This is a genomic window from Aeribacillus sp. FSL K6-1305 (assembly GCF_038050115.1).
Taxonomy (GTDB): Bacteria; Bacillota; Bacilli; order Bacillales; family Aeribacillaceae; genus Aeribacillus; species Aeribacillus composti.
Window position 1 is genome coordinate 27,378 of sequence record NZ_JBBOQV010000004.1, and the last position, 19,325, is coordinate 46,702.

A 19,325-nucleotide genomic window follows, 5' to 3' on the forward strand; every position below is an offset into this window, starting at 1 on the left:
CTAATAAGTCATTTTTACGGCTTATTGATGCCCCCTTTAATGTATTAGAAACGTTGATATATCGGTGTTATGATTTTTTGTTTTCAATGGGGATTTGACTTTCTGGACAGCCCCTTCTTACCTCTAGTCAAGTATTTTTTAGTAAATAATTTGGTTAATATAGATTTTATTTTGGAAGGAAGGGGTACCCCTTCCTTCCAAAATAAATTTTCGCATGACAAATAGACCTCACGATTTCCATTTTTTTCGCCAGGTCTTTGTGATATAATCTTACTTACGATTACTGATGCATTGTTGCCTTTTCGTAATCGTATTTCAGATTATGTGTGATAAGGTGATAAGCCGATTTCAAGAACTTATTCACGCATGCTATGGACGCAACTTTATGAGGTTTCCTCTGGGGTTGCGTTTTTAATTTATCATAATAATCTACAATATGATTTTGTGTGTTTTTCCGTAGTTGGATCATGGTCTGGATCATGTAAAATAGAATCTTTCTAAGTTTGTTATTTCCTCTTTTATTAATCTTGTCTTTATAAAAGGTATTCCCAGATTGATATCTCATAATATCAATACCGACGTAAGCATTCAGTTGTTTATGGTTTTTGAATCGTCGAATATCTCCTAATTCTCCAATTAAACGAACTGCAGTCGTTTCTCCGATTCCTGGAAATGAAATTAAAATCTGATACTCTTGTTTATCTTTCGATAATTTAACCATCTTTTGGACAAGTTGATCTCTTTTCTCCTTCAAGTCTGCAATCCGTTTGACATAATCCCGCACTTGTTCACAGCGAATATCATCTTTTGAAATTGCTGGATACGCTTCTTTTGCTGCTTCGATTAAAGCGATCCCTTTTTCTTCAGCACGTGCCAATGATAAGTTTTTTCTTGTGTTGGCTTTTAAACGATTACGAATCACTGTTTTTGAACAAACTAACACATGATCCGGATGAGGGTATAATTGAACGACATTCAAAAATAAAGCAGAACGTTTACTGAATAGCTTTTCTAACTCGGGAAAACTCAATTGTAGAATCGCATGTAAACGACTATATAAATGCGTCATTTCACTACTTAATTCATCATAATATCTCGTCATTGCACGCATTTGTTTATAATATTCCCCTTCTTGATAAGTTTGTTCACGTTCAACTCTAAAGTGAGTTTTCGCAAGTTCATGAGCGTCGCTTTTATCTGTTTTTTGTCTCCTCATTGAAGCCATTTGAATATTCGCTTCGAGTGGGTTAACTCGATAATACATATAACCTTGATCACCTAAGAATCGTTCTAGTGGTTTTGAATATACGCCTGTTGCTTCAAAGACAATATCAGGTGCCTGTGCATCTTTTTGTGTTAAAGATATAAGGGTTTCGTTTAATTTCTCGAAAGAGTAGCGGTTATGGGTTATTTCACCCTCATATTCGCATTGACGATAACGGTCATAAATGACCATTGTACTTTTCCCCATACTGACATCAAATGCCACTACGTGTTTCATATTTTCTGCCTCTCCTTTTTAGCCAAACATAGAAGTTCTTCACATTGCCTTATTGATTCCATTTTCTTATACACGGTCTCTTCGGACCCAACATACTAAACTGATTCAAATAAGGATGTGAAGTTGGTCTGTTTTTAATACGGACTCTATTTGGTCCCAGGGGATGTTCGACCTTCCTTCACTTCTACTATAAAAAAATAGTAGCACAAACCTTGGCCTAGGTCTGTACTACTAATGTTAGTATGTTTGTTTCGTTAATGTCCCCTATTGTTCACCATATACTCCTTCAAAGCCTCTTCCCACGAACGCAGGCCGGCAAATCCATTTAGTCTTAAAGCAAAATTGTCAAGGACGGAATAATGCGGACGTTTTGCTTGTCTATTTATTTCTTTTGTTGTGCAAGGGATGATTTTGATATCTGTGTAGCCTGCTTCGTTTAAAATTTGATTGGCAAATTGAAACCATGAACATTCTCCGGCATTGGAAATATGGTACACCCCGTATTTTTCCGTAACCATAAGCTCGATCAATTTTTCGGAAAGATCTTTCGTGTATGTTGGCGAACCGATTTGATCATTTACAACTTGAATGTTTTTCTTTTCTTTCGCCAATTTGATCATCGTCTTGACAAAATTTAACCCTTTTTCGCCAAACAGCCATGACGTTCGGACAATAAACCATTTTGAATGGAACTGTTTGACAAATGTTTCTGCTAGCAGTTTTGAATGTCCGTATATATTGAGCGGTTTTGGAACATCGAATTCGTTGTAAGGGCGATTCTTTTCCCCATCAAAAACGTAATCTGTGCTGATAAACATCAGCTTCGCTCCGACTTTTTCGCTCAATACCGCAACGTTTCGCGTACCTATTCCGTTGATCAAATAAGCTAGATCCTGCTCTCTTTCCGCCAAATCTACATTCGTGAAGGCAGCCGCATGAATGACAACATCAGGTTCAGCCTCTTGAAATGCTTTATAAACTTTGTCAAAATTCGTAACATCTAGTTCTGCTTTGCCAAAAGAAAAAACTTCATACCCTTTCTGTTTTATAATTTGTGTCAAGTCTGTCCCTAACAGCCCTTTGCCTCCCGTAACAACAATTTTCATCCCTTCTCACCTTTTTTTAGCGGCTTCCACCACGATTCATGCTCCACATACCATTGAATCGTTTTCTTTAAACCATCCCTGAATAAGCGGTTCGGCCTCCATCCAAGCTCTTTCTCAATTTTCTCAGGATTGACCGCGTATCTGAAATCGTGCCCCGGACGATCCTGCACATACTCGATCCATTCATCAGATAAATTCAATTGCTCCAAAATTAGCTTGGCGATTTCATTGTTTGTACGTTCATTTCGGCCGCCGACATTATATATTTCTCCCGGCTTTCCTTTATGAAGTATCAAATCAATAGCTGCAACATGATCTTCTACATATATCCAGTCCCGGATGTTTTCTCCGGTTCCATAAATCGGCAGCCTCTTTCCCTCCAATGCGTTTGTAATAATTAGCGGAATCAGCTTTTCTGGATATTGAAAAGGACCGTAGTTGTTGGATGATCTTGAAATATTAACGTTTAACCCGTACGTTTTATAATAGGATCGCACAAGAAGATCAGCTCCTGCTTTGCTTGCAGAATACGGGTTGTTCGGTTTCAGCGGCGAATCTTCCGTAAAACAGCCGAATTTAGTAAGGGATCCGTATACTTCGTCGGTAGATATTTGGACAAACTTTTGTATACTGAAATCTTTTGCAGCTTCCAGAAGAGTTTGCGTTCCAAGCACATTTGTACGGACGAAAACTTCCGGCTCGCGAATGCTTAAGTCTACATGGGATTCGGCGGCAAAGTTGACAATGGCGTCAATTTGTTCAGATTCAATGATTTGTCGGACGAGCTTCCGATCCTGAATATCGCCTTGAATAAACATATAGTTTTGATGCGCTTTAATATTTCCTAAGTTTTCCAAATCCCCCGCATAAGTCAATAAATCAAGATTCACCAGCTTATAATCGGCATATCGCGCGATCATCCGGCGAATAAAATGACTTCCGATGAAGCCGCATCCGCCTGTAACAAGAATGTTCACGGCCAACTCCTCCAGACAAAATCGTTTTCTGCCTCACGAAGCGGAGGAAGACTTGCATCTTTTACCGAAAGAATCGGTTTTTGAACAGGCCAGCTGATTTGAAGTTCATCATCATTCCAACAAATTCCGCGGTCGAATTCCGGTGAATAAAATTCATCCACTTTATAGATTACTTCTGTTTCTTTGACGATGGTGCAAAAACCGTGGGCAAAGCCTTTCGGTACAAGAAGCTGTCTTTTGTTATTCTCTGATAAAATAAATCCTTCCCACTTTTTGAAAGTCGGCGATCCTTTTCTAAGATCAACGACCACATCCCAAATAGCTCCCTTAATGACGCGAATCAGCTTTGTTTGCGCTTTTTCAGAAAGCTGATAGTGCAGACCACGCAAAACTCCAGAAGAGTTGGAAAAAGAATGGTTATCTTGGACAAATTTGAAAGAAAATCCAAGCTTTTGCAGCGTTTTTTCGTTAAATGCTTCCATAAAATATCCACGTTCATCTAGAAAAACGTCTGGTTCAAACAGAAAGACATCCGGGAACATCGTGTTTATGACATTCATTGCGCGTTCCTCCCCATATCTTCATTTTATGAACGCATCAACGGTTTCATGAACTGCATCCGCCTCTTAAAAGAGAAAGAAATTAAAGGAACAACCTAGAACTTTCATACATTGCTAAAAATATTGTAATTATATATAAAACAGCAAATGATAAAAAATTGTAAAAAAGGCGGATGAAAATGGGAACAATGATTCATATTCAAAAAAAAGCCCCTTTAGTAATTCATCTTCATATGCCGAAAACCGGCGGAACAACATTAAAAAAAATCATCAAAAAAAATTACCCGAGAAGTAATGTTTTCGACGTATACTTAGACCATCAACAATTGGAAACACGGCTTCAGGAGATAGCTGAAAAAGATGTCAAGTGCTTGCAAGGTCACATGCCTTTCGGAGTTCATCATGTTTTCAAGCAGCCAAGCACTTATATTACACTGTTAAGAGATCCGGTTGATCGGATCATTTCAGAGTATTATTTTATCCGAAGCATTCCCTGGCATAATTCTCATTTAAAAGTTTCAAAGATGAGTTTGGAAGAATATCAGGAATCACCAATGAATCAAAATTTGCAAACTCATTACATTTTAGGGGGAAAGTTTGGTTCTCCTCTATCAGAAGAAGATTTTGAACAGGCAAAAAAAAATTTAGAAACACATTTTTCCGTTGTCGGCATTACGGACATGTTTGATGAATCTTTATTTTTGTTGATGAAACAATTTCAATGGGCGAACACGCTTTATACGAAAGCAAATGTCACAAAAAAAAGACCCGCAAAACATGAAATTTCCCAGGAAACAATTGAAAAAATCAAAGAAAACAATAGAACAGATATAAAACTTTATGAATTTGCCAAACAGCGATTAACCGATCGAATTTCCTCTTTAGATTTTTTGACAAAAAAACATTTGAAAATTTTTAAGAAAAAAATAAACGAGTATAAACAATTACATTAATATAGCAGAGGGAAACGGAGATGAGAGTTCAGAGAAATTAGCGAGCTTTAACCTATGAGTTCATGCATCAATGCCAAATATTCGCTTGATACATCTGACCACGTTCGCTCCAAAGTTGAGCGAAAGGCCGCCAATTGTTTTGGCAGGAGATAATTGTGCTGTTTCCACAAGTTGAAGAGCGCCCGTTCAATCTCTTCTATTTGATAAGGATTAAATGGGACAAAATCGTTCAAATCATGAACTATCTCTTTTACCACTTCCATATTGCTGACAGCAACAGGAGTCCCCATAAGTAATGATTCCAGCATTTGAAACGGGCAGCTGCCTTCAAAAAGCGTTGGAACAACTGTGCCAATGGCATATTTATATAGAAGGGAAATATCAGTCCACGGCAGCCTACCTAAAAAAATAATCCGGTTTCTGAAGTCCGCTACTTGCTCCTTCTGCAAAATATCTTTTATCTTTCCAGCTAAAGGGCTGTTTACATAATGATCAGTGAAAACAAATTTCAGATCGGCTTCTGGATAATTTTTACTAAATCGCAAAAACGCTTCAATAAGCCTTTCTATATTTTTATGCCAGCGAAACACTGTTGGATATGTCATATAATTTCCATACAGTTTATATTTGTTCCTAAATGCTTCTTCCGTTGTTACAGCGGATGAGCTGTACTCCTCCCTCGGCGCAGCAAGTCTGATTACGCACGTTTTCTCAATAGGCAGTTTTAGCACATGCAGCCCTTCATGATTTCTGATAAATTCGGAATGAAATACAATTTTTTTAGCTTTCTCTGCTACCTTTTTTACAGTTTCATGAAATTGATCGTAAAAGATTTTATTTTGTTTATACATACCTTGAAAATGTGTGTAAACAAGATCATGCAGACAGAGAATCATCGGCTGTTTTAAATCAGCTGCCTGTTTCATCCCGGCGTATGGGACGATCCAGCCATCAACCATTACGTTTTCGTTCAGCCAGCCAATTGTATCAAATTGAATCAACTTTATTTGTGCAGGAAATACTTTTAACAAAGTTTGAAACGCCTGTTGGATTACGCCATAATTAAGCGCCTCTATTGCTATTATTGTTTTAATACGGCCGTTGTTTTTTAACATTCCTTCAAGAAGTCTTATGACAAAACGCCCAATCCCTTCGCCGTCAAAATTGTGAATCTTTATAGAGTAACAGAGAAATACTCCTATTGTTACATTGTTCGAAAATGATTTTTCCACCTTGCTCCTTCCTTTATGAAGATGTTCTCTTTCTGGCCGGACTTTGGAAGCGAAAGCAAGAGCCATTAAAAGCTTTCGAAATTCTTCTGAATAGATGAGACGAAAGATGATTTTGATTCGGGAAATGCCTTGTTGAAGCCGCTGAATTTGATCATTCCATTCTTCTTGTCTTGGCTTGCGAAGAAGAAAATGTTCATAGATTTTAAGTATGAAGTCTTCATTTTGGGTACACAGACACTCTCTTATAAATTTTAATACTGTTTGTTCGTTGTTTTTCAATTGATTGTTTGCATATAATTTTTTAGCCTCTTTGCTTTGCATCATTTTTAGAATTATTGCAAACTTTTTGTGACTACTAGAAGCCTGTGTAGCAAGAGCCTGCAAACTATCTTTTTCCGGCTCCCGCTCAAGTATTTGTCTGTATAGCTCCCAAACGAAGTCATTTCCATCCAGCTGAAGCACTTTTGACAAAAAATGCACAACCGTCTTGTCGCAATGGCCATACATTTTTTGTAATTGTTTGTTTCTTTTTCGCAATTCGGCAAAATTCATTTGACGGCATCTCCTTCCATCCAAATTCAAATGGATGCAAAATTTCTTTTAAATTGATTGAGCTCACGCTTCGTTTGATCATCTAGCCCTGCTATTTTTTTTAAAAGCTTATTTTTAGCAAAATTGTACACTTTTAAATCAATTTCATTTTTTTTACATATTATTTCAATCGTCGATTTTGGCAAGTGTTCTCTTAAAGGCCGATTGCGGTTGACATTACTTTTTTCCACAAAGACTTCTTGCCAATGAAACTTCTTTTTCATAAAAAACAGTGACTCGGCAAAAAATTCCGTAATGCCCACGACAGAAAAATAAGTTGTTAAAATCATTTTCGCTTTTTCAAAACTTGGAGGATCATCCCCACAAATAAAACGGGTTTGCAAATTGCTATAGGTCAAATTGAATATGTCATCGTTTAAATAATCTTCAAAACTGCCGTCATAAGGGTCGAGGTAGGGGCTTTTATAGCGGTAATAAAACCATGAAGTCACGTGTTCAACCGGTTCTCTCAACATTGTGATATAAGTGCATTTTTTAGATACATAACGATGCGCGCCAAAAGGCAGATGACCTAAAATTGTCTCAGCTCGATCCAGATCCATTTTTAGTTTAGATAAATCCCCTTTTTCATAATGAAAATTGTTTTGATATTGTTGTTCGATCACTTTTGTTAAAGTCGTACCGCCTGTTTTTGGGATGTGAAGAAAAATAAGAAGTTCATTTCCATTCACTTTGCTCACCCTTTCCTCAGATTAATCCAGTTTTTCGACGATTAAATTCTTTAACTCAAACGTATGATTTCCATTCCAGACAAACCTAATTTCCTTCAATAGTTCAGCTGTTTGTTGCGATATTTCCGCAGAAAACGCAACAATATTTTTTCCTTGCTTTAAATTGGAAACAGCGGTTGATCTAATCAATTGAAACTCTGGATTCCAAACTCCGATCGAAAAAACTCCAACAGATGAAGGAAACGATTGTCCACTGATCAATTCAAGAGAAAAAGAATACCTGCCAGGGGACATCTTCTGAATATATTGTCCTATCAACATTCCAACCGGATCTGAACCTTTTTCAGCCCTCTTCGCAATAAATTCGCCTTTGTGGTCGTAAATCATTTTTCCCGTTGTTCCGCTGATGTTCTCCATACTGAAAACTGTCCGTTGCCCCATTATGACCGGCAAATCCGTTTGAATATCAGGACTTCGGAATAAGGTATTTTTTGATAGATTGGCAATCGTTGTTTGTGCACGCTCTTCTTTTCGACGTTCCCGAATGTACGGCCTTATGCGGCGGAAAAATATTTTCGTTCTAGTTAATGCTGCTTGGCGGCTGAATATTTTTCCAAATACGTTCGATTGATCGTTCGCAAGGTTTTGCAAAGCTTGAATATTGTTCATTTTGCTCAAGACAAACTGTTTTATTTCTTTTGGATTTGCACACATGCCGATTTTTTTCAGTTCATTGTCGTTTATACCGTGATCGCGTGCTTCTTGAGCCAGACCTGATTTTTCAAGAAAAACGACTGGCACTCCCATTTCAATCGCTTCAATCGGAGTGTAATGCAAATGGTAGTTGGAGCCTAAACCGAAATAAACGAAAATCCGGCTTTCTGTAATTTTCGAATAAAATGACAAATCGTCCAAATGGCCAAGAATTTTGTCGGATATGCCTTTAACTGCATTTTTAGAATTTTTTCCAAGAACAACGAATGGAATCTCTTGAAATTCATTTATAAAATTTTCGAAAATCCCCCTTGCTGCAGGATTACTGTCCAAATAGGAAATCGTCGTGCTTACATATGGTTTGGAAAATGGACCTTTCCATGCAAATTCAAGCCTTTCTTTTGATACAAATGCATTTAAATAAAATTTATTTTTGATGATTCTCTTATCTTCCCGATCATCTAAAGAATGTAATATCGGGCACCAAACATATCGTTCGGATGCAGTGATTTGACCGATATCTACATGAAGACGGTTCATTTGCTCCGTATAAGTTGTATAATCTCCATGGCCAAAAACACGGAATACAATGTATCCATGAAACCATTTGCTAATATTTTGCAAAATTTCTGGGTAGTTTGAAACAAATATGCAATCGATCCATTGATTGATCAGTTTTGCTTCTTCTGTTGACAAATTTCCTTTTTTTCCTAATATGTTTATTCTTCTAATCTGTTCCACAATATTGGTGGGAAGCGTGCATGACTTCCTCCAATGCGGATAAAGCCGGTCTGTTTCATCATCGTAGCGGCTGTCAAATTTTAACCAAAACCGGTCTCCCAAACATGGAATGACTTCGGCGCCGGCCTCAATTAACAACGGAATTTCCTCATATCGCAGCGTTTGATGAGTGCAAAGCCAATAAATCCTTGGTGCAATCATTCTGACACCTCCAAAATTCGGTCTTTTCTTCACATCAACAGATGAGTTTCTCGATGACTTTGTCCCAGCATTTATGTTCAGATAAAGGATGTGACAATATTTCACAGTCTTTCTTCCAATGTCTCTGGATGAATTCACGATCTTTAATCGACGGTGTATAAATGGCTGAAACATCAGCAATTGATCTTGCTCCAAAGTGAATCACTTTATCGATCATACGCGGCTTTAAATTCTTTTTTTCCAACTCCTGAAAAAAAGAACTGGTGTTCATAAGCCACCATGTTTTGCTCGAATGATCGACGAAACAGGCCGGAATTTCAAGTGCAATAATTTGATCAAAAAAACATTGAAGATGAAGCAGCCTGATCGACTTCACGTGGTCAATCAAAGCTTTTGAATCTGTCCAATCAAAAGGGATGTGGATAATTTCCGTTTGATGTCCGAATTGACTTATTTTGTTTACTAACTTCCTGGCTAATTCGTCTATACAATCTTTTTGGAAAGGTATAAAGTTTTTCACAACAGCGATTCTCAACTCAATAACCTCCGAACAACATGGTTCCAAGAAATGTCCATTGATTTCAATTTTTCATATCCTGCTTCACCGAGCTTTTTAGCCAGTTTCCTGCTGAAATAAAGTCTATCAAAACATTTGGCAAGTTCTTTCGGATCCGGTTGTGACACGAGTCCGTTTTCTTCATGTTCAATCAGTTCGAGTGTGCCGCCGGAATCAGTACAAGTAATAACAGGTTTTCGAGAGTAATAGGCTTCTAAAGAGGGATATCCGTAAGAATCCTCTTGATATGGGATATATAAGCAGGAGAGCGCTTTTGCCATTAATGCAATTTTCTCCTGTTCCGTGATCCATCTATTTAGAATCCAAACTTTGTTTGCTAAGCCATTCTTTTCGATCATTTGTTCTAAAAGAAATGCCATTTCTTTTGATTCGGTTTTTCCTGCAATAATGAGCTTTACACCTGACCTAGTGTATTTCATGGCTTTTATGGCTAATTGCTGCCTTTTATGATGAACGATTCGGCTCGGATAAAAAAGAAAATCACCGTACTTATCGCAATAAAATGCATCAGGATCATATAAAGGAGGATAGAGCACTTCAGCATCAATATGATTAAATGTTTTTAAGCGGTTCTTGACGGTATGCGAGTTAGCAAAGATTTTTTTTGCTTCCGAAAAGGCCAAATTGTCCGCTTCTATCATTCTGTTTCTAATATTCCTTCCGCTATCAGTATTCGGAATATCTTGATAGCGGGTTCCCCAAAAATCGTAAGCCCCTCGATGATGATGGATAAACCAGATCACTTTCTGCGGATGCTTCACCAAATAGCTTGGAGGTCTGATGGCAATAAACCGATCTATATTTTCGCTTATTGGAAAAGAACGAATTGCTTTCATTTGCTGAAGCATCGTCGGGTAGTAAGAGAGAAAAGGTATTTTTAACATTTCCGTTTGATGGCCATACTCTTCTAGCTTTGCCTTTAGCCAATCAGCTATGAACGTAGCGCCGCCCCTCACATAAGGTACATACGTGCTTCCGATTAATATCTTCATCATCTTTTATCCTTTGCAATGGTATAAAATACGTTCTGCTATATATTGAATTTCTTCTTCTGTTAAGAGAGCATGAGTTGGCAAATTCACTCCCCGCCGCGCAATGTTTTCAGCAATTGGAAAACGGCCTTCCGTCTCTTGATATGGCGGCAATGTATGCATTGGATAAAAAATTGGCCTCGTCTCGATTCCATCATTTCTCAAGAGATTCATAAACTGGTCTCGATCTACTTTTGAGCGGTTTTTCAGCAAAATCGAATACATCCAAAATGAATGACGGGCCCAACTTTGTTCCTTTGGAGTTTCAATAAATTTTCCCAGCGGTTTTAAATAGTGGTCATATAAAGTGGCAACGGTGCGGCGTTTCTTTAAATGAAATTGAATGTTCTCAAGCTGCCCGAGGCCGACAGCGGCTTGAAGATTTGTCATGCGGTAGTTGTAGCCGATGACAGGAAACCAATATTTTTTTGTTGGATCCATTCCTTGATTTCGAAGCAATCGGATTTTCTCATCCAACTTATTATCATTTGTCGTAATCATGCCTCCTTCTCCCGTTGTAATTATTTTATTGCCAAAAAAACTGAAACAGCCTATATGTCCGATTGCTCCAACTTTCTCTCCCTTGTATTCGGCACCATGTGCTTCAGCTGCATCTTCGATAACATACAAATTATATTTTTCAGCAAGTTTCATTACTTGCTCCATATTAACCGGGTGTCCGTATAAGTGAACGACCATAATTGCTTTCGTGCGATCGGTAATTTTTTCTTCCATTTTTTCCGGATCGATATTCCATGTTTTCTCCTCGCTGTCAACGAATACAGGGGAGGCTCCGCAATATGAAACAGCATTGGCTGATGCGATATACGTTAATGTCGGAACAATCACCTCATCTCCTGGTTTTATGCCGCATGCCAGTAAAGCAAGGTGCAGGGCAACAGTCCCGTTGGCACATGTGATGGCGTATTTTGTTCCGCAAAATTCAGCGAATTTCTTTTCAAATTCATCGACATATTTTCCAACCGAAGAAATCCATGTTGATTCAAGGCAGTCCAATACGTATTTTTTTTCATTCCCGTTCAAAAGCGGGTGTGCTAACGAAATGTTATAACGATTGCTCATGTTGTTCACCTTTCTACATTCATTCATCCCTGATTTTTGTGTCAAGGCTTGTTTTCTTTGAATATCCTTGCCGGTACGCCGGCAGCCTTTTTATAATCAGGTATTTGCCGAATGACCACAGCTCCGGCTCCAATAACCGACCATCTTCCAATTTTCACATTTGGAATCACTTTGCTTCCAGTTCCGATGAACGCCCCTTCTCCAACATGTACATTTCCAGCAACATTCGATCCAGGTGCTATATGGGTGTGGCTTTCGATGACAGCATCGTGATCAACTGTTGCACCAGTATTGATAATGGCATTATCACCAATAACTGCATCTGCATTTATCACCGCCCCAGGCATTACCGCAACCCCTTTGCCCATCTTGACAGTCGGAGCTATATAAGAAAACGGGCTGATGACATTCAGGTGCTGAAATCCTAATAAGGATAGCTGTTCGAATGCTTCTCTCCTCTTTTTATTGTCTCCGATGGCAACAAACGCATTCTGGATGCCTTTTTTAAGGAGTCCGGGAAGGATGCTGTCATCACCTATTACGGGCACTCCTTGCACGTTGGACTCTGTTTTCGATGGGGCTGTGCAGCCGGCTATCTCAAATTGGCTGCTGCTTTTTAGCATATCAATAATGACCTTCGCATGACCTCCGGCACCAATGATCACGATTTTTGTTTTCATGGACTTCACCTATTAACTTTTTTTAACTGTGATGAATATTTTTCTAAATCATAGTCAACCATCATTTTTACCAGCTCTTCAAAAGATACTCTCGGTTTCCAGTTGAGCTTTTTCTTCGCTTTTGTCGCATCGCCAAGCAGCAAATCGACTTCAGCAGGCCGGAAAAATTTTGGATCTTGGATGACAAATTCTCGCCAATCAAGACCGACATGATTGAAGGCAATATTGACAAATTCTTTTACTGTATGGGTTTCTCCGGTGGCGATGACATAGTCATCAGGTTTTTCCTGCTGAAGCATCAGCCACATTGCTTCCACATAGTCACCGGCAAATCCCCAGTCCCTTTTGGACTCCAAATTCCCAAGCCTTAGTTCTTTTTCCAAGCCCAGTTTAATTTTCGCCACCCCATCTGATATTTTTCGTGTAACAAATTCAAGGCCTCTCCTTGGCGACTCGTGATTAAATAAAATGCCTGAACAGGCAAAAAGAGAATAGCTTTCCCGATAATTAACAGTAATCCAATGACCGTATGCTTTTGCAGCAGCATAAGGACTCCTTGGATAAAAAGGGGTTGTTTCCGTTTGCGGTACTTCAGCCACTTTCCCATACATTTCGCTGCTTGAGGCTTGATAAAATTTTGCGTTTGGGTTTACGTTCCTTACAGCTTCAAGCATGTTGACGACACCCAGTGCAGTCACACTGCCTGTAAAAAACGGCTGGTGCCATGAATCGCCGACAAATGATTGAGCAGCTAAATTGTAGACTTCATCAGGCCGGGCAATCTTCATTGCATGAATAAGAGAATATAAGTCTTGTACATCACCGGGAATCATGTCAATTTCTTTTTCGATATGTTCAATATTTTGGTGATTTGGCGTTGCACTTCTCCTTTTTAATCCATATACTTTATATCCTTTCTTCAGCAAAAACTCGGCTAAATAAGATCCGTCCTGCCCAGTTATACCGGTAATCAACGCTTTTTTCAAGTTATCATCCCCATCCATATCAAAAGCCATTTCTACGTGCTAACAATATATGTTTTAAAAAGAAAAGCGTATAAATGATCAGCCTATTTTCAGTTATGTCCATATAATTGTGTAAAAAGGAAATAGAAAAAGAGCCATGTTGTTTCCCCTTTGGTAGAATAAACTGTGGACAAAACACTACACATAAGGAGGAATACAACAATGGCTCAAAATCATATTACTGGAAATGATGAACTTTTGCACGGGGCATGGCTGCTATTGGAACAAGTGCTGGCCAAATGGGAGGAAAAAGTGCCAAAAGCCATGCAGATCCTCGAAGAAGGATTTGAAGACGCCACAGCTGCATTGGACTAACTGGACCATTAGCGGCGGCACCTGCGCACGACCAACTGGGTAGAACGGCTGAACGAAGAAATCCGCCGTAGAGAACGGGTGATTCGCATCTTTCCGAACTGGGAATCGGTGTACCTCCTCGTTGGTGCCGTGTTGATCGAAATTGACGAAAAATGGATGTCCGGACGTAAATACTTGGATATGTCCGAATATTGGCAGTGGCGGAAAATGAAAGAGCAAGAAGCTCGATCGGTGAATCAGAAGGCTTCGGCGATCAAGAGAGTAGGATAACCCCTTCGCTGTGTCAAGGAGAACATGGAATATCGGAGCGAAGCGAGATATGCCGCAAAACTCCTTGGCACGTCTGTTCCTTGACAACATGATTGTTTGTCCGGGAAGGCGACCGGCTGGGAGACTTGCCGGACTTACCTTCTATACGTCAAGCCATCAGGTCCATGTTTTCTATCAAAGGTGTTTTCTGCAAGAAAAAAAATACAGAGTGTTGCAGTATATCTTTATCAAAATTTTGAATAAATATACATATATGTGATCTATCCATCAAGGGCTTGACATGGATCCTCTGTAGCCATGATTCTTTAGCCAAGCGCCAGCTTCAACAGTTTTGGCAAAACCAAAAAAGGTTATCATGGCTCCTCCTCCATGTAAAGCCCCATTGCATATCACTGCATAAGGATTTTGCAATTCTCTGCACTTTTATTTTGCAAAAAACATCAAAGGGGAATTTACACAATAATTTGGACTTGACCATATTTCCATCTCTCACATATGAAGAAGTTCACCCATATATATAGATAGGCTTTTTATGATCTTAAATTTTTTTGAGGAGGTACATGATGCAAACAGTTCCCCATGTTACCATTATCACTCCATCTCTCAATCAAGCTCATTTTATCGAAGACACAATACAAAGCGTGCTGTCTCAAGATTATTTCTCATTGGAACACATTGTCATTGATGGCGGTTCAACGGATGGAACTCTTGACATTTTAGAAAAATACCGCCAAACAGACTTGCGATTTCGGTATATTTCTGAGCCGGATAATGGACAGTCAGAGGCAATCAATAAAGGGCTGAATTTGGCTAAAGGGGACATCATCGGCTGGCTGAACTCCGATGACACGTATTGCCAGAATGCTGTTTCAAACGCAGTGAAAGCATTTGAGCAACATCCAGAGTGGACAGTTGTGTATGGAAAAGCGTTTATTATAAATGAAAAAAACGAAATCATCCGCTCCTATCCTGTTCGTCCTTTTACTATGAATCAATTATTTCATTCTTGTTTCATATGCCAGCCGGCAGCATTTATCAAAAAAACAGCTTTCGATCGTGCCGGCGGGGTCAATGAACATCTTGATTTTTGCATGGATTACGATTTATGGATTCGAATGGCAAAAAGGAAAGAAACGTTTGGGTTTCTAAATAAATATTTAGCAAACACCCGATTTTATGCAAACAGCAAAACAGGTGCGAAACTGTTTGATGCCGGCTTTCCTGAAATTATCGAAACGCTCAAACAGCATTTTGGGGCAGTGTCCAAACAATGGATTCTTTTTTTTCTCAACCATTTCCGGCACAAAGGGTCTTACCAATTTCTGTATTTATTTAAAAAATATTCGCTGCTTGGAAAAAGTTCAAAAGTACATTTGTCAAAGAAGGTAGATTACCTTCCAAGTTTTTCCGCGACGATCAATTCCAATCCTTCAGAGCCTGTTCAAGCCATTTTATTTAAAGGTGAATTAAAAAAATTTCGCACATGCCGCATTGAGATTGTCCACAATGGAAAAACGGTTTATCATTCAACTATTCGAAAAGGATCTTTTGAACTTGTGATTCCTCTTTTCATAAAAAACAGGGAGATAATTGAAGTGAAATTGAAACGGCCTCATGACCAGTATTACGCAGGAGAAACAATTTTTCGGCTGGACCATCTCCTTCCTCTATCCAAAAAGGAATGGGAATTTTACCAAAATTTTGAAAAAGGAGCTCGTGAAATAACGAAGTGGGTTCATCAACATTTTCCTGATGCACACTTTCAAGAAAAGGATGAAAATACATGAACATAAAAGAATTAAAGATCATTGTGACTGGAGGATCTGGTTTTCTTGGAAAACATGTTGTCAGCTGCCTGAAAGAACGAGGATGCCAAAATATCTTTATTCCAAGAAGCCGCGACTACGATTTACGAAAAGAAAGCGACATTATCAATATGTTCAAAGATTTCAAAACAGACATTGTCATTCATTTAGCAGCTGTTGTCGGCGGCATTGGAGCCAATCAAAAAAAACCGGCAACGTTTTTTTATGACAATTTAATTATGGGTGTTCAATTAATGGAACAAGCAAGAAGGTTCGGCGTAAAAAAGTTTGTCACTGTCGGCACAGTCTGTTCTTATCCTAGGCTTGCACCCGTTCCCTTTCAAGAAAAAGACTTATGGAACGGCTATCCTGAAGAGACAAATGCACCTTACGGCATAGCGAAGAAAGCACTGCTTGTACAAGCTCAAAGTTACCGAAAGCAATTTGGTTTTAATTCCATCTTTTTAATCCCTGTCAATTTATACGGTCCATGGGACAATTTCGATTTAGAAACATCCCACGTCATTCCCGCAATCATCCGCAAATGTTTGGATGCAAAAGAACTAGGAAGCGAACACATTGTTTTATGGGGCTCCGGCCATGCAACGAGAGAATTTCTTTATGTGAAAGATGCTGCATGTGCAATTGTATTGGCGACGGAACTTTATGACGAGGGACTGCCTGTCAATATCGGAACAGGGAAAGAAATATCTATTAAAGCGCTCGCTCATTTAATTAAAGAGTTGACGGAGTTTGAAGGAGACATCTTATGGGATGAAACGAAACCGGACGGACAGCCCCGCAGGAAGTTGGATATCCGTTTGGCAAAAGAAAAATTTGGCTTTTCAGCCAAAACCGATTTAAAAACAGGTTTGCAGCAAACGATTGAATGGTACCGAAAACATAGGGACTTCACCAATCAATGATTTTTTATTTGATGAAAGATTTCAAGCAATTTTTGACCGCTTTTATCCCATGAAAAATTTTTTGAGCGGACTTTTCCTTTCGCAATCACCTTTTTTCTTATCTTTACATCCATTATTTTCACGAGTTTATCTGCTATATCGTTCGGATCATACGGATTGAACAAAAGTCCCGCTGATTGGACGATTTCCGGTATGCTCCCGGCGTTTGCTGCGGCGATGGGGGTACCGGTTTTCATCGCTTCAACTAACGGAATGCCAAATCCTTCAAAAAGAGAAGGATAGATGAGGAAACTAGCGAGATGATACATATACGGTATATCTTTTTTCGGCACATATCCTAAAAAGGAGATTTGTTCGTCTAATTGCAGCTTTTGAACGAGACTTTGGATTTTGTCAAACTGTTGAAGATCAGCTTTTTCATAACCTGTAAAAACAATGGATATTGAATAGTTGTGGTATTTTTTTGCAACGGATAACGCCTTCAGCAGATTCAGATGGTTTTTATGAGGCCAGAAATTGGCTGGATATAGACCGAATTCAACCGGAAGCTGATATTTTTTTTTGATGCGTTCGATTTTTTGTTTTCTGATAGGCTGCTGAAACTCTTTCGGAGCATCTCCATAAATGACATCTATTTCTTTTTTATTTACTTCGAATTTTTCGATTATTGTCCGTTTAGAAAAATCTGAAATCGTTATAATGCGGTCGGCATGTTCGAGGGCATCTTTTATATCGCGATTGCGTTTTTCCCTTTCACTTTGTTGAAAAAACTCCGGAAAATATTCATGCTGAACATCGGGAATTAAAACACAAACCGGAATGTGAACAACTTTTGGAAACCTTGTAAACAATGGGCACAATAAAACATCAATGTTTAATTGATCAATCCAAGTCTTCAACTGTTTTTCCGTAGAATTGTTCATGGAAACGCTCAATTTTTTTACATTACATCCTTCGATGTTGAACAAATGCATCTGAAATTCGTTCAGAAACAGATAAAATTCATGCTCAGATGTTCTAGACATTCCCTCTATTAAATTGGCAGCAAACTGCTCCATCCCGCCCATTTTTCCTGACCAAAATTGAATCATGTTTACCGCAATTTTCATGTTCCGTCATCTCGTTCCTTTAACAACCTTTTGATTTCATGTTCTTTTGATTTATGACAAATTAAGAGACCATCTTTTGTTGAAGCGACAATCAAATCTTGAATTCCAATTAATAACGCATGCTTTTGATCGACTTTTACAAGACAATTTTTTACATCACTGGCTGTGACTTGCCCTATCAAAATGTTTTCTTCCTCTGATGAGGAGTAAAAATGTTCCAATGAACTCCATTTCCCTACATCATTCCACTGTAAGTCAACAGAAATTGTGTAAATGTTGTCCGCTTTCTCTAAAATGGCATAATCAACTGAAATTTTCGGCAAGGACTTATACACTTTTTGGACATGCTCATCGTCTTTCGTAAACGGCTCCCACAATTCAGGTTGAAACTTTTCCATATAGTACGCAATGGTCGATGGTTTCCAAATAAAAATGCCGCTGTTCCAAAAAACATGATCCATTTGATACAACGTTTTTGCCAGAGCGTAGGAAGGTTTTTCAATAAATGCTTTCGCCCTGAATACCGAATCCTCTTTCTTCACGCATTGAATGTAGCCATAACCCGTTTCCGGCCTATCCGGTTTTATGCCAAGCGTCACGATCGTATTAGACCTGCAAGCTATTTTTTCGGCAGCTTTCAAAGCCTTTAACAGCTCATTAGCATCTGGAATATAGTGATCTGCAGGTACAGCAGCAAATACTTCATCATCCTGTTTTTTTAAAAATGTTCGAGCGCAAAAAGCCATGCATGGTCCAGTATCTCTTTGGGCGGGTTCGATGAGGATCTGTTCATCAGAGATGCCCAATTGATCTTTTATCAAATTTTTATATTGTGCTGTAGTAATAATATATATATTTTCAACCGGCATCTGCCCGGAAAAACGTTTATATGTTTGCTCTAGCATCGTTTCATCCTGTTTGGTGAGCGGAAGAAATTGCTTAGGTTTTTCCTTTGTACTCCAAGGCCAAAATCTTGTACCTTGTCCTCCAGCCATTATCACGACTTTCAAAAAGCAACACCTCGTTTCGAGTTTCACAGTATTTTACGCAAGGCATAGATTTTTGTTTGAATAAACCGCCTTGAATAAACAGATTTAGGCGCTGAAAGAAGGAATCCTTAAAGTGATAGAGCAAGTATCATGCCGTTTTTCATAAAATTATATATAAGAACAGACATTGGCGATGGAGAACAGCGGATTTTTAAATATTTACATTTTCTTTTTTTAAGAATTTTAT

17 protein-coding genes and 1 pseudogene are annotated in these 19,325 nt (G+C 38.7%); 4 read left to right on the forward strand and 14 right to left on the reverse strand.

The features are described 5' to 3' along the window. Window positions 1–280 precede the first annotated feature (280 nt). From NST97_RS18865 to rfbC, 4 genes are all read right to left on the reverse strand, one after another. Window positions 281–1,501 (reverse strand): IS110 family transposase, encoded by a 1,221-nt coding sequence (locus NST97_RS18865; protein ID WP_341343600.1) that lies wholly within the window; start codon window positions 1,499–1,501, stop codon window positions 281–283. Window positions 1,502–1,755: 254 nt separating this feature from the next. Then, on the reverse strand, window positions 1,756–2,607 hold the full coding sequence (gene rfbD / locus NST97_RS18870) for a dTDP-4-dehydrorhamnose reductase (protein ID WP_327862834.1): 852 nt from the start codon (window positions 2,605–2,607) through the stop codon (window positions 1,756–1,758). Continuing rightward, a complete protein-coding gene (gene rfbB / locus NST97_RS18875) occupies window positions 2,604–3,584 on the reverse strand; it encodes a dTDP-glucose 4,6-dehydratase (protein WP_339199230.1) in 981 nt (326 codons plus the stop codon). The genes rfbD and rfbB overlap by 4 nt, the downstream gene beginning before the upstream one ends. Further along, window positions 3,581–4,144, reverse strand: coding sequence for a dTDP-4-dehydrorhamnose 3,5-epimerase (gene rfbC, locus NST97_RS18880; RefSeq protein ID WP_327862832.1), 564 nt, complete (start codon window positions 4,142–4,144; stop codon window positions 3,581–3,583). The genes rfbB and rfbC overlap by 4 nt, the downstream gene beginning before the upstream one ends. 179 nt (window positions 4,145–4,323) lie before the next feature. Here rfbC and NST97_RS18885 point away from each other — a divergent pair, with 179 nt between their 5' ends. Next, window positions 4,324–5,097 (forward strand): sulfotransferase family 2 domain-containing protein, encoded by a 774-nt coding sequence (locus NST97_RS18885; RefSeq protein WP_339199227.1) that lies wholly within the window; start codon window positions 4,324–4,326, stop codon window positions 5,095–5,097. A gap of 47 nt (window positions 5,098–5,144) precedes the next feature. Here the strand turns inward: NST97_RS18885 and NST97_RS18890 are convergent, their stop codons facing one another. The 8 genes from NST97_RS18890 to gmd are packed head-to-tail and all read right to left on the reverse strand — an operon-like array spanning window position 5,145 to window position 13,625. Further along, window positions 5,145–6,881: a DUF4214 domain-containing protein gene (locus NST97_RS18890; RefSeq protein WP_341343601.1), complete on the reverse strand. Its 1,737-nt coding sequence runs from the start codon at window positions 6,879–6,881 to the stop codon at window positions 5,145–5,147. Window positions 6,882–6,907: 26 nt separating this feature from the next. Further along, complete coding sequence (locus tag NST97_RS18895; RefSeq protein ID WP_339211181.1) at window positions 6,908–7,612, reverse strand: sulfotransferase family 2 domain-containing protein; 705 nt, start codon at window positions 7,610–7,612, stop codon at window positions 6,908–6,910. A gap of 21 nt (window positions 7,613–7,633) precedes the next feature. Further along, on the reverse strand, window positions 7,634–9,268 hold the full coding sequence (locus NST97_RS18900) for a hypothetical protein (protein ID WP_339199219.1): 1,635 nt from the start codon (window positions 9,266–9,268) through the stop codon (window positions 7,634–7,636). A gap of 34 nt (window positions 9,269–9,302) precedes the next feature. After that, window positions 9,303–9,803: a hypothetical protein gene (locus tag NST97_RS18905; RefSeq protein ID WP_339199217.1), complete on the reverse strand. Its 501-nt coding sequence runs from the start codon at window positions 9,801–9,803 to the stop codon at window positions 9,303–9,305. Further along, a complete protein-coding gene (locus NST97_RS18910) occupies window positions 9,800–10,837 on the reverse strand; it encodes a glycosyltransferase family 4 protein (protein ID WP_327862826.1) in 1,038 nt (345 codons plus the stop codon). Before NST97_RS18910 ends, NST97_RS18905 begins: the two co-directional genes overlap by 4 nt. 6 nt (window positions 10,838–10,843) lie before the next feature. Beyond that, the gene (locus tag NST97_RS18915) at window positions 10,844–11,959 is read right to left on the reverse strand and encodes a DegT/DnrJ/EryC1/StrS family aminotransferase (RefSeq protein WP_339199214.1); all 1,116 of its coding nucleotides are present in this window, start codon (window positions 11,957–11,959) and stop codon (window positions 10,844–10,846) included. 41 nt (window positions 11,960–12,000) lie between these two features. After that, window positions 12,001–12,639 carry an acetyltransferase gene (locus NST97_RS18920; RefSeq protein WP_339199211.1) on the reverse strand — a complete coding sequence of 213 codons (639 nt, stop codon included), beginning with the start codon at window positions 12,637–12,639 and terminating at the stop codon, window positions 12,001–12,003. A gap of 5 nt (window positions 12,640–12,644) precedes the next feature. Next, window positions 12,645–13,625, reverse strand: a complete 981-nt coding sequence (gene gmd, locus NST97_RS18925; protein WP_327862823.1) for a GDP-mannose 4,6-dehydratase — start codon at window positions 13,623–13,625, stop codon at window positions 12,645–12,647. Between the two features lie 246 nt (window positions 13,626–13,871). Between gmd and NST97_RS18930 the strand changes: the two are divergent. The 3 genes and pseudogenes from NST97_RS18930 to NST97_RS18940 form a co-directional block, all read left to right on the forward strand. Continuing rightward, a pseudogene (locus tag NST97_RS18930) lies at window positions 13,872–14,249 on the forward strand (transposase); the annotation flags it as partial. A gap of 563 nt (window positions 14,250–14,812) precedes the next feature. Further along, window positions 14,813–16,036: a glycosyltransferase family 2 protein gene (locus NST97_RS18935; protein WP_339199208.1), complete on the forward strand. Its 1,224-nt coding sequence runs from the start codon at window positions 14,813–14,815 to the stop codon at window positions 16,034–16,036. Beyond that, window positions 16,033–16,980: a GDP-L-fucose synthase family protein gene (locus NST97_RS18940; protein ID WP_327862821.1), complete on the forward strand. Its 948-nt coding sequence runs from the start codon at window positions 16,033–16,035 to the stop codon at window positions 16,978–16,980. The genes NST97_RS18935 and NST97_RS18940 overlap by 4 nt, the downstream gene beginning before the upstream one ends. On the opposite strand, the gene NST97_RS18945 is transcribed toward NST97_RS18940, so the two are convergent. Continuing rightward, window positions 16,974–18,089, reverse strand: coding sequence for a glycosyltransferase family 4 protein (locus NST97_RS18945; RefSeq protein WP_339199204.1), 1,116 nt, complete (start codon window positions 18,087–18,089; stop codon window positions 16,974–16,976). The genes NST97_RS18940 and NST97_RS18945 overlap by 7 nt on opposite strands. Beyond that, window positions 18,086–19,090, reverse strand: coding sequence for a mannose-1-phosphate guanylyltransferase (locus tag NST97_RS18950; RefSeq protein WP_339199971.1), 1,005 nt, complete (start codon window positions 19,088–19,090; stop codon window positions 18,086–18,088). The genes NST97_RS18945 and NST97_RS18950 overlap by 4 nt, the downstream gene beginning before the upstream one ends. Window positions 19,091–19,325: the final 235 nt, after the last annotated feature.

Coding starts and splice junctions, on each gene's coding strand:
- NST97_RS18900 (WP_339199219.1), bottom strand. CDS start 9,268: ATGATTGCACCAAGGATTTATTGGCTTTGCACTCATCAAACGCTGCGA.
- rfbD (WP_327862834.1), bottom strand. CDS start 2,607: ATGAAAATTGTTGTTACGGGAGGCAAAGGGCTGTTAGGGACAGACTTG.
- NST97_RS18885 (WP_339199227.1), top strand. CDS start 4,324: ATGGGAACAATGATTCATATTCAAAAAAAAGCCCCTTTAGTAATTCAT.
- NST97_RS18935 (WP_339199208.1), top strand. CDS start 14,813: ATGCAAACAGTTCCCCATGTTACCATTATCACTCCATCTCTCAATCAA.
- NST97_RS18945 (WP_339199204.1), bottom strand. CDS start 18,089: ATGAAAATTGCGGTAAACATGATTCAATTTTGGTCAGGAAAAATGGGC.
- NST97_RS18915 (WP_339199214.1), bottom strand. CDS start 11,959: ATGAGCAATCGTTATAACATTTCGTTAGCACACCCGCTTTTGAACGGG.
- NST97_RS18920 (WP_339199211.1), bottom strand. CDS start 12,639: ATGAAAACAAAAATCGTGATCATTGGTGCCGGAGGTCATGCGAAGGTC.
- NST97_RS18865 (WP_341343600.1), bottom strand. CDS start 1,501: ATGAAACACGTAGTGGCATTTGATGTCAGTATGGGGAAAAGTACAATG.
- NST97_RS18940 (WP_327862821.1), top strand. CDS start 16,033: ATGAACATAAAAGAATTAAAGATCATTGTGACTGGAGGATCTGGTTTT.
- NST97_RS18910 (WP_327862826.1), bottom strand. CDS start 10,837: ATGAAGATATTAATCGGAAGCACGTATGTACCTTATGTGAGGGGCGGC.
- rfbC (WP_327862832.1), bottom strand. CDS start 4,144: ATGAATGTCATAAACACGATGTTCCCGGATGTCTTTCTGTTTGAACCA.
- NST97_RS18890 (WP_341343601.1), bottom strand. CDS start 6,881: ATGAATTTTGCCGAATTGCGAAAAAGAAACAAACAATTACAAAAAATG.